An 11,733-nucleotide genomic window follows, 5' to 3' on the forward strand; every position below is an offset into this window, starting at 1 on the left:
CTACGAGGGGCTGAAGCTGGCAGGTACCGGGTCGTGCCGCAGGTAACGGCGGCGAAAGCGCCCCGTTCCGGCGGTAAGCGCCCGCAGGTCCACGGCGTACCGCAGGAGCTCCTGGTCCGGGACTTCGGCGCCGATTTCAGTCAGGCCCTCGCCCGAGGACGTGGTGCCGGTGAGCCGGCCGCGACGGGATGACAGGTCGCTCATCACGGACCCTACGTGCTCGTCCGCCACCGTGATGGTCACTGCGGACACCGGTTCAAGCAGCTGGATCCGCCCGGCGGCCGCGGCCTCCCGCAGCGCCAGTGCCCCTGCCGCCTGGAATGCTGCGTCCGAGGAATCCACGCTGTGCGCCTTGCCTCCCGTCAGGGTGACCCGCAGGTCAACCACGGGGAAGCCCGCGCTCACGCCCTTCTCCATTTGCGCACGGACGCCCTTTTCCACGGACGGGATGAAGGTTCCCGGAATCACGCCGCCCACCGTTTTGTCCACGAATTCGAAACCCCCGCCGCGGGGAAGCGGCTCCACGTCGATGTCGCAGACGGCGTACTGCCCGTGGCCTCCGGACTGCTTGACGTGCCGGCCGTGTCCGGCCGCGGGTGCTGCAAAGGTTTCCCGCAGCGGCGTCACCACGTCCACCGTGTGCAGTTTCACGCCCTGGTCGCGGAGCCGGTCCAGGACTACCTCGACGTGGGCCTCGCCCATGCACCAAAGGACCAGCTGGTGCGTTTCGGAGTTCCGCTCCACGCGGAGGGTGGGATCACCGGCCGCGATCTTCCCCAGGCTGCGCGCCAGCGCGTCCTCGTCGCTGCGCGAATCGGGTTCAACCGCCACCGGCAGCAGCGGTTCGGGCATCTCCCAGGTGGCCAGCAGCAGGGGCCGGTCCCGTCCGGAAATGGTGTCCCCCGTTTCGGCGCTTCCCAGTTTGGCCACCGCGCACATGTCGCCGGCCACGCAGTATGGCACGGGCCGCAGGGAGGCGCCCAGCGGTGAGTAGAGGTGCGTGACGCGTTCGTCCGAGTCGTGGTCCTGGTGGCCGCGGTCCGCCAGCCCGTGGCCGCCGACGTGCACCGGCGCATCCTCCCTGAGCGTTCCGGAGAAAACCCGGACCAGGCACACCCGGCCCAGGAACGGATCGACGGAGGTGCGGACCACCTCCGCCGCCAGCGGACCGGTGGGGTCGCACGTCAGGGCCCCTGCGGGTGACCCCGCCAGGTCGGTCGCCCCGGGCACGCTGCCGTCCGGGGGTGACGGAAAGGCCCGGACCAGCACCTCCAGGAGTTCCGCGGTGCCCAGCCCGCTCACGGCGGACGTGGACAGGACCGGGAAAAAAGTTCCGCGTTCGACGGCGGTTTCCAGGTCGGCGATCAGGACATCAGTGTCGATATCCTCGCCTTCGAGGTAGCGGTCCATCAGGGTCTCATCCTCGCTCTCGGCGATGATCCCCTCAATGAGCTCGCCCCTGGCGGCACCTGACGCGTCAAGTTCCGCCGCATCCGCTGCCCGCACGGCAGCGGCCGGCTCCCCGGACGAATAGTCCGTAACCGTGCCGGACAGCAGTCCCAGCAGTCCGGTGACCTCACCGCCCGCCCGCACCGGGACGTAGAGCGGCAGGACGCCCTCGCCGAATGATTTCCGGCAGGCGGCCAGGACGCCGTCGTAATCTGCCCGCGGGTGGTCCATCCGGGTGATGGCGACGGCGCGGGGCAGCTGCATGAGCTCGCACTCACCCCACAGTGCGGTGGTGGTGGCGTCGATGCCGTCGACGGCGGACACCACGAACAGCGCGGCGTCCGCCGCGCGCAGGCCCGCCCGGAGTTCGCCGATGAAATCGGGGTAGCCGGGGGTATCCAGGAGGTTCACTTTGATGCCGTCGATCAGCAGCGGCACCAGGGACAGGGTAACGGAGCGTTGCTGGTGTACGGCAGCGGGGTCGGAATCGCTGACCGTTGTCCCGTCCGGGATGGATCCTTTGCGCGTGATCATTCCCTGGGCAGCGAGCAGTGCTTCTATGAGCATGGTTTTTCCGGCGCCCGAATGGCCTACCAGCGCCACATTCCGGATCCTTGCCGGATCCTCCGCGGCAAGGCCGGCAGAGGCGTCCGCACGGCGCGACTCGGCTCCGTTGCGGCCAGCTGCCGTCCTGGCTGGGTCCTTGGTGCCCTTGACCGACATGGGAAACCTCCTGGCGTCTTTGCCATCCGACCGGACTGAAACGTGTCCTCTGATTCGACACCCTGGAGGGTGGATCGGCAAGAGCCGCAGGGCCTGGTATTAGCTGCCGCGCGCCTTCCGGGTGGCGGCATCATTGGCCTTCTGGATGGCCTTGACCAGCTCATCCTTATCCATGGTGGAACGGCCATCGATGTCCAGCTCCTGGGCAAGCTTGTAGAGGTGCTCCTTGGAGGCGTTCGCGTCCACTCCTCCCGCGGTGGGTTCGGATGACGTCCCACCCTCCTCGGCCCGCTTGTCCGAGGGGCCGCGCTTTTCCTTCGGCTCCCAGTGGTCTCCCACCTTCTCGTAGCTGTGCTTGACGGAGGCGTAGGCCGCCCGCGCAGCCCGGCCCTCGTCATTGTCATAGCTTTCCAGGGCTGAATCGTAGGTCTTGGCGAACGTGTCCTGGGCCTTTTGCTCAGAGCGTTGCAGGGTGGAGGGAAGCTCTTCCTTGCGGGCGTGGTCGTTCTTGCCGGTCTTGGGCATGGCACCCACACTCCTTTCATCAGCAGGCTGATCATGCGGATGACACCAGCTTAACTGCCAGGGTGCACGGGGAGGCGGACGGCCTGGACGGAATGTCTGGCGGTGGAGCCCCCTGTCGGATTCGAACCGACGACCCCCGCTTTACAAGAGCGGTGCTCTGGCCAACTGAGCTAAGGAGGCGTGCCCTGAGGGCGGGCGCCTGAACGGCGCTAGATAAGGTTAGCCCAACTGGTGCCGGTGGTAAAAACGCCGGCGGCTCCACAGGATTCAGGGCTAACGCCGGCGGCCCGCTCCCGGAAGAATCCGGGAACGGGCCGCTGGGTGTACGGGTGCGTGACGGCTTTAGGCCTTGGCGTCGATTGCCGCCTGGATCTCGGCGTTCAGGTCGGTGGCGCCGTCCCACTGCTTGCCGTCGATGAAGACCGTGGGGGTACCGGTGATCCCGGTATTTGCTGCCAGCTCCGTGGAGTACTTGACGTAGGGGCGGAAGGTCTTGTCATCCACGCAGCTGTTGATGTCCGCACCGATGTCGCTGGCAAGGGACTTCAGCTTGTCATCGGACAGGCCCGCACCGCCTTCGGCGGGCTGGTTCTCGAAGAGGACATTGACGTATTCCCCGTACTTGTCGGGGGCCGTGTCGGCAACGCATGCAGCCGCGTTGGCGGACCGGGATGAGTAGTTGGTGCTGGACTGGCGGTCCAGGAAGCCCAGGGGCCGGTACTCCATAGTGATTTTGCCTTCATTGCGAAGGCTCGTCAGGGCCTCGTTGTAAGTCTCTTCGAAGCGCAGGCAGACCGGGCAGATGAAGTCGATGTAGGCAATGACCTTGACGGGCTGCCCTTCTTCGGCTTCTGCCCCCGGCGCCACCACGGGGCTGGGCGGGGTCTCGGGCTTGGTCAGCGTGGTCACGTCGACGGTGGCAGGGTCCGTCTGCTTGACGTCGGTGTTGGCCAGGAGGGTCACGCCGCCGTTGACGTTTGCGTTGGCGGGCACGGGGCCCTGGTCGGCGATGGGGGTGTTCTGCCTGATGCTGGTGGTCACCACCAAGGCGACAACAGCCAGGATGGCCACGACGGCCGCCACGATGCCCCAGCCGATGAGCATCTTGTTGCGCTTGTCCTTTTTCAGCTGCGCTTCACGGATCAGGCGCGCCTTTTCCCGCGCCTCCGCGGTTCGCTCAGCCTTGGACTTACGGACTTCGTTTGCAGGGCTCATGTGTTCCTTGGGTCGGTTGACGTGGGGGGACCACTTCGTGGCAACTCCATACATTTTAGGGGAGAAAGCTGGGAGCTTGCTCCTTCAAGTATTGGCGGGGTTGACGAAAGGCCGAATAGCACGGAAGATTCCGTCCCGTTAGGGTGGGCAGAGAGGCACAAGCAAACCCCAGGGGGCCGCAATGCAAACACCCGTCCAGGAAAAACACACCGCCCCGGCGACGTCCGGCGCCGCCGGAGCAGGCCACGGCGGCGAAACAAAGTACGACTTCATGGTGGTGTCCAACAGGCTGCCAGTGGACCGCTGTGCCCCCGGTGAGAGCGGGGACGACGGCTCCGGCTGGCGTCGCTCCCCCGGCGGTCTCGTAACAGCACTGGCGCCCATGATGACCAAGACAGACGGCGCGTGGGTGGGGTGGCATGGCGCGCCGGACGAGACGGTCAAACCCTTCAGCCACGGCGGCATGGACCTCGTCCCGGTCCAGCTCAGCACCGACGACGTGGAGCTGTACTACGAGGGGTTCTCCAACGCCACCCTCTGGCCGCTCTACCATGACGTCATCGCACCGCCTGAGTTCCACCGGACCTGGTGGGACTCCTACCGAAAGGTCAACCGAAGGTTCGCCGACGCCGTCGTCCGCCATGCCGACGAGGGCGCCACGGTGTGGGTGCAGGACTACCAGCTCCAGCTGGTGCCGCGCATGCTGCGCGAAGCGCGGCCCGACCTCCGCATCGGATTCTTCAACCACATTCCCTTTCCTCCGCCGGAGATTTTTGCCCAGCTGCCATGGCGCCAGGCAATCATCGACGGGCTCCTCGGCGCAGACCTGGTGGGCTTCCAGCGGACCAGCGATGCCGGCAACTTCATGCGGTCCGCACGCCGCTTCCTGGGCGCCAGCGTCAAGCAGCAGCAGGTGCACGTCAAGGGTCCTGACGGGCAGATCACCCACATCGCCCGGGCCCAGGCCTTCCCCATCTCCATCGATGTCCGGCATATCAGCGAGCTCGCCGCCACACCGGAAATCGTTGAGCGGGCCCGCCAAATCCGCCAGGACCTTGGCAACCCCAAGACCATCCTGCTTGGCGTGGACCGGCTGGACTACACCAAGGGCATCCGGCACCGCCTCAAGGCCTTCGAGGAGCTCCTGGCGGACGGCAAGCTTTCTGTCGGCGACGCCACCCTTATCCAGGTGGCCAGCCCCAGCCGCGAGCGCGTTGAGCAGTACCGGCTCCTGCGCGAGGAGGTGGAGGGCACCGTGGGCCACATCAACGGCACCTACGACACCATCGAGAACACTGCCGTGCGCTACCTGCACCACAGCTACCCCGTTGAGGAGATGGTGGCGCTGTACCTCGCCGCCGACGTCATGCTGGTGACAGCCCTCCGGGACGGCATGAACCTCGTCGCCAAGGAATACGTCACCGCACGCACCAACAACGACGGCGCCCTGGTCCTGAGTGAGTTCGCCGGCGCAGCCGACCAGCTCAAGCAGGCCCTGCTGATGAATCCCCACGACATCGACGGGCTCAAGAGCGCCATCATGCGCGCCGTGGAGATGCAGCCCAGGGAGGCCGGCCGCAGGATGCGGGCGATGCGCAAGCAGATTCTCGAGCACGATGTGGACCACTGGTCTGCCGACTTCCTGCACGCGCTCAACGAAAAGGTGGTCCGTGATGACTCCTGATGCCCGCCACGCGAAGGACAAGCTGGCGCTGACTCCTGAACTTCGGGAGGCCATCCGGCAGATCGCCGGAACGGAGCACCTGCTGGTGGCCATGGACTTCGACGGAACCATGGCGCCTATCGTCGGCCATGCGGACGACGCCCGGCCCCTGCCGCGCTCCGCAGCGGCTTTCGCCGGGCTGGCTGTCCTTCCACGAACGACGACGGCCCTCATCTCCGGGCGTGCCCTCGCCAGCCTGCGGGCGGTCGCGTCCCCTCCGGTGAATACCCTCCTGATCGGCAGCCACGGAGCAGAGGCGTGGCTGGGCCCGGGGTCCGCCGGGCTGACGCTTGATCCCGGGCAAAAAGCGCTCCTCGCGGAGGTGCGCGCTGTCTTGGAGGACATCGTCAGGGAAGCACCGGGCACGATGCTCGAGGACAAGCCTGCCGGGGTGGTGCTGCACACCCGCCTCGCCTCCGATGACGTCGCCGACGATGCCGTGGCAGCTGCGCGTTCCGTGCTGCAGGACAGGAAAGGGGTGTTCCTCAAGGACGGCAAGCGGGTGCTTGAGACCTCTGTCGTCAACGCCTCCAAGGGCGAGGGAGTCACCTTCCTGCGGCAGATCACCGGCGCCACCGGGGTCCTGTTTGCCGGCGACGACACCACGGACGAGGATGCGCTGGCGCGGCTCAAACCAGGGGACGTCGGCGTCAAAGTGGGCCTCGATTTCACCCAGGCCCAGTACCGGGTGGAGGCGCCGGTCCATGTGGCGGAACTGCTGGAGGTCCTGCTTCAGGAGCGAAGCATCGCCGTTGCTGAGGAAGATCCGGGAACAGCCGCAGAGTGAGGAAGCGCACGGAGGTTGTGCAAGCTCACGTGTGACGCCCGTAACATTTGCCACCATTGCGAGAACATCTGACATACTCTTGCTTGTGATGTGGCGCACAAGAACCGTGCGGCGTCACTCAGCGCTCCTCCGCCTCGGCGGAATTGCGCCAGCAACACACAACTGAACAAACATGAACCATTCACAACGGATCGTCCGGCACGTACCTGCCGGTGAAGGGATTGATAACTGTGGCTACAGTTACTTTTGATAACGCTACGCGTCTGTACCCGGGCACAGATAAGCCCGCCGTCGATAAGCTCAACATCGACATCGCCGATGGCGAATTCCTGGTCCTCGTTGGACCCTCCGGTTGCGGCAAGTCCACCTCCCTGCGCATGCTGGCAGGCCTCGAGGACGTCAACGCCGGCCGAATCCTCATTGGCGACCGCGACGTCACCGACGTTCCGCCGAAGGACCGCGACATCGCGATGGTTTTCCAGAACTACGCGCTGTACCCGCACATGACTGTGGCCGACAACATGGGCTTCGCCCTGAAGATCGCAGGCGTCTCCAAGGAAGAGCGCGCCGAGCGCGTCCGCGAAGCAGCCAAGCTTCTTGACCTTGAGCAGTACCTGGACCGCAAGCCGAAGGCACTCTCCGGCGGCCAGCGCCAGCGTGTCGCCATGGGCCGCGCCATCGTGCGTAACCCGCAGGTCTTCCTCATGGATGAGCCGCTCTCCAACCTGGACGCCAAGCTCCGCGTCCAGACCCGTACTCAGATCGCCTCGCTGACCCGCCGCCTGGGCGTCACCACCGTCTACGTGACCCACGACCAGGTCGAGGCCATGACCATGGGTGACCGCGTTGCTGTGCTGAAGGACGGCCTGCTGATGCAGGTTGACACCCCGCGCAACCTGTACGACAAGCCCAAGAACGTCTTCGTTGCCGGCTTCATCGGCTCGCCCGCCATGAACCTGCTCGAACTTCCCGTCGTCGACGGCGGCGTCCAGTTCGGCGGAACGGTGTACCCCGTGCCGCGCAACGTCCTGGAAGAAGCACACGGCTCCACGGTCACCCTCGGAAGCCGTCCGGAAGACCTCGAAACCGCTCCGCAGGGCGAAGGCCTTAAGGTCGAGGTCGACGTCGTCGAAGAGCTCGGTGCCGACGCCTACGTCTACGGCCACACCACCCTTGACGGCAAGGACCACGACATCGTGGCACGCGTCGACGGCCGCCGCCCCCCGATGAAAGGCGAGGTCATCTACGTCCGGCCGCAGTCGGGCCACGTGCACCTGTTCGACACCAAGACCGGCCTGCGCCTGGGCGACTAGTCCCCACTGGTTCCCTAACCTCGCTTCGGTTAGGGAACCCTGCCGGCGTGGGCCCACCTGCCGGCATCAAACCAACCCACGGCGGCCCGCACCCTTCGAAACGGTGCGGGCCGCCGTCGGCCTTTAACCGGGCGGACAAAAGAATTAGCTGGCCGCCCCTCTGTACGGAAGAATTGACCCCATGACCGAGGAATACAGCGCCCAGTGGCACGACGAACCCACCGACTACGCGCAGATCGGCAAACTGCCGCGGTTTGTTGCCGCCAGCGCCGATGACGGCAAGGCGGCCTCGGTTTCCAGCTCCCTGAACATCACGGCGGCTGCGGCCGATCCCGAACTGCTGGACCTTCCCTGGCACATCGCCCTGGAGGACTGGCCGGCGGAAAACCTGGCGGCCCTCCCCCGGGGCATCTCCCGCCACATCGTGCGCTTCGCCCACCTTGGCGGCTCCGTGATCGCCATCAAGGAAACCTCCGAGCACGTGGCCCGCCACGAGTACCACATGCTCCGGAAGCTGGCCCGCCTTGACGTCCCCTGCGTGGAGCCCGTCGCCGTCATCACCGGCCGCACCACCCTGGACGGACGCCCGCTGAACCCGGTGCTCGTCACCAGGCACCTGAAGTTTTCCATGCCGTACCGTGCCCTCTTCTCCCAGATGCTCCGCAAGGACACCCTGACGCGCCTCATCGACGCCCAGGCCCTGCTCCTGGTGCGTCTTCACCTCATCGGCTTCTACTGGGGCGACGTGTCGCTCTCCAATACCCTTTTCCGGCGCGACGCCGGCGCGTTCGCCGCATACCTGGTGGACGCGGAGACCGGCGAGCTCTATCCGGACCTGTCCACGGGCCAGCGCGAATACGACCTTGAGATCGCACGCGTGAACATTGCCGGTGAACTGATGGACCTGCTCGATGGCGGGCTGATCGAGGAAAAGGTGGACCCTGTGGCCACCAGCGAGCTGATCATGGACAGCTACCGCCGGCTCTGGGCGGAACTCACAGAGAAGGAGTCCTTCGAACTCGGTGAGCGCTGGCGCGTGAGTGCAAGGATCCGGCGGCTTAACGAACTCGGCTTTGACGTCGAGGAATACGCCATCAAGACCACCCAGAACGGGTCCACCATCCAGCTGCAGCCCAAGGTGGTGGACGCCGGGCACCACCAGCGCCGGCTGCTGCGCCTCACGGGCATCGACGCGCAGGAGAACCAGGCGCGCCGGCTGCTGAACGACATGGACTCCTTCCGGGCCGACAACAACCCGAACATGGATGAGGAATACAGCGCCCACCTCTGGGTGAGCCAGATCTTCGAGCCGATCGTCAGGTCCATTCCACGGGACCTTTCCGGCAAGCTGGAACCGGCAGAAGTGGTGCATGAGGTTCTGGAGCACCGCTGGTACATGTCGGAGAAGCAGGAGCGGCACATTCCGCTGGCGGAGGCCGTCCAGTCCTACATCGACTCCATCCTGCGCCACCGCCGGGATGAAGCCGCGATCATGCTGAACCCGGACACGGGCATGTTGAAGATCCTCGAAGTGGAAACGGAAGAGTCCCGCTACGGGGACGATGAGTCGATCGACGAATACCCGGACTCGGACGACTAGGGTCAGATCGCCTTTCCCGGGTTGAGGATACCCTCAGGATCGAACAGTTCCTTGATCCTCCGCTGGATCTCGCGGACCGGTTCCGGCTGCTCCTGGCCCAGCCAGCGCAGCTTGTACTGCCCCACCCCATGTTCGCCGGTGATAGTGCCGCCCATGGCCAGCGCGGCGGTGATGGACTCGTCCAGGACCCGATGGAGGCGTTCCAGGGCGACGGCGTCCACACTGCCGCCCGTACGGTCGATCCAGAAGGTGGGGTGCAGGTTGCCGTCTCCCGCGTGGGCCACGACTTTGAGGTGCACTCCGTGGTCCGACGCCATGGCATCCAGGGCTGCAACGTAGTCGACCAGCCGGGAACGGGGAACGGCGACGTCCTCCCCCACGCGGTATTCGTCGTCGACCTCCACTCCGCGGCTGTGGCGCCTGAGCTCCACCAGCCGTTCAGCCTCCTCGCTGGCTTCAGTGCTGACGGCTGCACCGCCGGCCAGCAGCACGTCGCGGACCACCTGCGCCTCTGCAGCCGCGCCAAACCCGTCGGTCTGGATCAGGAGCAGGGAACGGCCCCGGGCTGTGAGGTCGGATCCGTGGATGTCATCGAGCTGGGCCAGCGTGCCGCCGTCAAGCAGTTCCATGATGGCTGGCTGGACCCGGGCCCTTCCAACTGCCAGGACGCCTGCGGCGGCCTGCCGGAAGTCAGGGTAGAACGCTGCGACGGTGTGCACGTCGCGGGGCAAGTACTTCAAGCGGACGGTAACACCGACCACGATGCCGAGCGTCCCTTCGGAGCCCACAAATAGTGCTGTGAGATCGTAGCCCGCTACGCCTTTGAACGTTTGGTGGCCGGTATGGATGAGTGAGCCGTCCGCGAGCACAACGTCCACTGCGAGGACTGAGTCACGGGTGACCCCGTATTTGGCGCAGCGCAGCCCGCCGGCGTTTGTGGCCACGTTCCCGCCGATGGTTGACGTGCGGAAGCTGGCGGGATCGGGCGCGTACATGAGTCCATGAGCCGCGGCTGCGTCGTTGAGGACGGCATTGACGACACCCGGCTCCACGACGGCCGTTTCGTCATCGGGGTTGAGCGCGAGGATGCGGTCCATGCGCTCCAGGGACAGGACGATGCAGTTCTTCGTGGCGTGGGCCCCGCCGGACACACCAGTGCCCGCGCCCCGTGCCACGATGGCGACGCCGGTGCCGGCACAGGCGCGTACGACAGCCTGGACATCCGCCACGGATTCCGGGAAAACAACAGCGAGCGGCAGCTGGAAGTCGATCACAGGTGCCTGGTCCACGGCATAGCGGCGGAGGGCAACCTCCCCCGCGTCCACCTGCCCGGGTGCCAGGATCCTCTCCAACTCGTCAACTACGCTACCCAACCTGGCCTCCATACGTCGTCGCAGATTATCCCCAGTCTAGGGGGGAAACCAGGCGCGGCCGGGTGGCGGCTGCCTGGGCTGGCGCGCGGCGCAGGGTGAGTGTAGGCTCAGGCCGCGCCCATGAAGCGGGCGTATTTGGCAAGGATCCCGGGCCAGGCACCGGCGTACTTGGCTCGCGTGGCGGGCGGATCTCCGGAACCCTCCCAGCCGTCATGGAAGACCCGCACCTCGGTTCCCTCGGGGACTGCACGGAAGGCGACCAGAAGCTCGGTGGACCACAGCGCCGTAGTACCGGGATGCCAGGTCGCGTGGAATGACAACGGAGGCTGCCAATCATCCAAGGTTCCCCAGATGCTGGTCCGGCCGTCGTCCGCCGTCTCAAGGATGAGGTTCTCCTCGAACTCCACGTAGGAGCCGGCCCCATAGACGCCGTAGGATTCCAGCGGCCACCAGAGGTGGGTATGGTCGGTGAAGCCAGCGAAGGCATGCGCGACGCTTCCCGGTACTACCACCGTGTGAACCACGGGTTCCAGGATCTCGAAAGCAGCGTGGCCGTCACCTCCGGACGGTTCGTGCTTGTGGCTGAAGAGGCTGTCCATGCTGCCCAACTTTACCGCCCCTCCCCCTTGGGATGCTCTCTCACCTGATGGGGGGTTTCCCGGGACGCTCTCTCACTCGATGCGGGGTTTCCCGGGACGCTCTCTCACTTGATGTGGGGTTTCCCGGGATGCTTTCTCACCTGATGTGGGGTTTCCCGGGATGCTCTCTCACTCGATGCGGGGTGTCCCCGGACGCTCTCTCACTCGATGCGGGGTGTCCCGGGACGCTCTCTCACTCGATGGGGGTGTGAAGGGGGTGTTTGTCGGTTGTTCTGCGGTGGGTGGTGGAGGGTTCGCCGGGGGCCGGCATTAAGTGGAAGAGCGTTGCTGTATGGACTGCATTAAGTGGAAGAGGGGTCCGCCGGGGGCGCGCATTATGTGGACGAGGATCACTGGATGGGCTGCATTAAGTGGAAGAGGGTTTCG

General features: G+C 65.8%; 9 protein-coding genes and 1 tRNA gene. 4 read left to right on the forward strand and 6 right to left on the reverse strand.

Going from position 1 to position 11,733, the window contains the following annotated elements; all coding sequences use genetic code 11:
* The 4 genes from HTS88_RS14910 to HTS88_RS14925 form a co-directional block, all read right to left on the reverse strand.
* Nucleotides 1-2,172: an elongation factor G-like protein EF-G2 gene (locus tag HTS88_RS14910; protein ID WP_174179668.1), complete on the reverse strand. Its 2,172-nt coding sequence runs from the start codon at nucleotides 2,170-2,172 to the stop codon at nucleotides 1-3.
* A 99-nt stretch (nucleotides 2,173-2,271) separates the two neighbouring features.
* Nucleotides 2,272-2,697 (reverse strand): ChaB family protein, encoded by a 426-nt coding sequence (locus HTS88_RS14915; protein WP_174179670.1) that lies wholly within the window; start codon nucleotides 2,695-2,697, stop codon nucleotides 2,272-2,274.
* Nucleotides 2,698-2,800: 103 nt separating this feature from the next.
* A tRNA-Thr gene (locus HTS88_RS14920) sits at nucleotides 2,801-2,877 on the reverse strand.
* Nucleotides 2,878-3,039: 162 nt separating this feature from the next.
* Nucleotides 3,040-3,912: a DsbA family protein gene (locus tag HTS88_RS14925; protein ID WP_174179671.1), complete on the reverse strand. Its 873-nt coding sequence runs from the start codon at nucleotides 3,910-3,912 to the stop codon at nucleotides 3,040-3,042.
* Between the two features lie 181 nt (nucleotides 3,913-4,093).
* On the opposite strand from HTS88_RS14925, the gene HTS88_RS14930 reads away from it, so the two are divergent.
* The 4 genes from HTS88_RS14930 to HTS88_RS14945 all read left to right on the forward strand — a co-directional run bounded on the left by HTS88_RS14930 (nucleotide 4,094) and on the right by HTS88_RS14945 (nucleotide 9,335).
* On the forward strand, nucleotides 4,094-5,596 hold the full coding sequence (locus HTS88_RS14930; protein ID WP_174179673.1) for an alpha,alpha-trehalose-phosphate synthase (UDP-forming): 1,503 nt from the start codon (nucleotides 4,094-4,096) through the stop codon (nucleotides 5,594-5,596).
* Complete coding sequence (gene otsB, locus HTS88_RS14935) at nucleotides 5,586-6,422, forward strand: trehalose-phosphatase (protein WP_174179675.1); 837 nt, start codon at nucleotides 5,586-5,588, stop codon at nucleotides 6,420-6,422. Before HTS88_RS14930 ends, otsB begins: the two co-directional genes overlap by 11 nt.
* A 230-nt stretch (nucleotides 6,423-6,652) precedes the next feature.
* A complete protein-coding gene (locus HTS88_RS14940; protein WP_174179677.1) occupies nucleotides 6,653-7,735 on the forward strand; it encodes an ABC transporter ATP-binding protein in 1,083 nt (360 codons plus the stop codon).
* Between the two features lie 181 nt (nucleotides 7,736-7,916).
* Nucleotides 7,917-9,335: a DUF4032 domain-containing protein gene (locus tag HTS88_RS14945; RefSeq protein WP_174179679.1), complete on the forward strand. Its 1,419-nt coding sequence runs from the start codon at nucleotides 7,917-7,919 to the stop codon at nucleotides 9,333-9,335.
* A gap of 2 nt (nucleotides 9,336-9,337) precedes the next feature.
* On the opposite strand, the gene HTS88_RS14950 is transcribed toward HTS88_RS14945, so the two are convergent.
* Together HTS88_RS14950 and HTS88_RS14955 are read right to left on the reverse strand one after the other, a co-directional pair.
* Nucleotides 9,338-10,720: an FAD-binding oxidoreductase gene (locus HTS88_RS14950; RefSeq protein ID WP_174179681.1), complete on the reverse strand. Its 1,383-nt coding sequence runs from the start codon at nucleotides 10,718-10,720 to the stop codon at nucleotides 9,338-9,340.
* A 95-nt stretch (nucleotides 10,721-10,815) separates the two neighbouring features.
* Complete coding sequence (locus HTS88_RS14955) at nucleotides 10,816-11,307, reverse strand: SRPBCC family protein (RefSeq protein WP_174179683.1); 492 nt, start codon at nucleotides 11,305-11,307, stop codon at nucleotides 10,816-10,818.
* Nucleotides 11,308-11,733 lie beyond the last annotated feature (426 nt).

Source organism: Pseudarthrobacter oxydans, assembly GCF_013314975.1.
Taxonomy (GTDB): Bacteria; Actinomycetota; Actinomycetes; order Actinomycetales; family Micrococcaceae; genus Arthrobacter; species Arthrobacter oxydans.

What these genes read in the sequence shown, in the direction of transcription:
- HTS88_RS14915 (WP_174179670.1), bottom strand. Translation starts at nt 2,697, where the DNA reads ATGCCCAAGACCGGCAAGAACGACCACGCCCGCAAGGAAGAGCTTCCC.
- otsB (WP_174179675.1), top strand. Translation starts at nt 5,586, where the DNA reads ATGACTCCTGATGCCCGCCACGCGAAGGACAAGCTGGCGCTGACTCCT.
- HTS88_RS14910 (WP_174179668.1), bottom strand. Translation starts at nt 2,172, where the DNA reads ATGTCGGTCAAGGGCACCAAGGACCCAGCCAGGACGGCAGCTGGCCGC.
- HTS88_RS14930 (WP_174179673.1), top strand. Translation starts at nt 4,094, where the DNA reads ATGCAAACACCCGTCCAGGAAAAACACACCGCCCCGGCGACGTCCGGC.
- HTS88_RS14955 (WP_174179683.1), bottom strand. Translation starts at nt 11,307, where the DNA reads ATGGACAGCCTCTTCAGCCACAAGCACGAACCGTCCGGAGGTGACGGC.
- HTS88_RS14945 (WP_174179679.1), top strand. Translation starts at nt 7,917, where the DNA reads ATGACCGAGGAATACAGCGCCCAGTGGCACGACGAACCCACCGACTAC.
- HTS88_RS14925 (WP_174179671.1), bottom strand. Translation starts at nt 3,912, where the DNA reads ATGAGCCCTGCAAACGAAGTCCGTAAGTCCAAGGCTGAGCGAACCGCG.
- HTS88_RS14950 (WP_174179681.1), bottom strand. Translation starts at nt 10,720, where the DNA reads ATGGAGGCCAGGTTGGGTAGCGTAGTTGACGAGTTGGAGAGGATCCTG.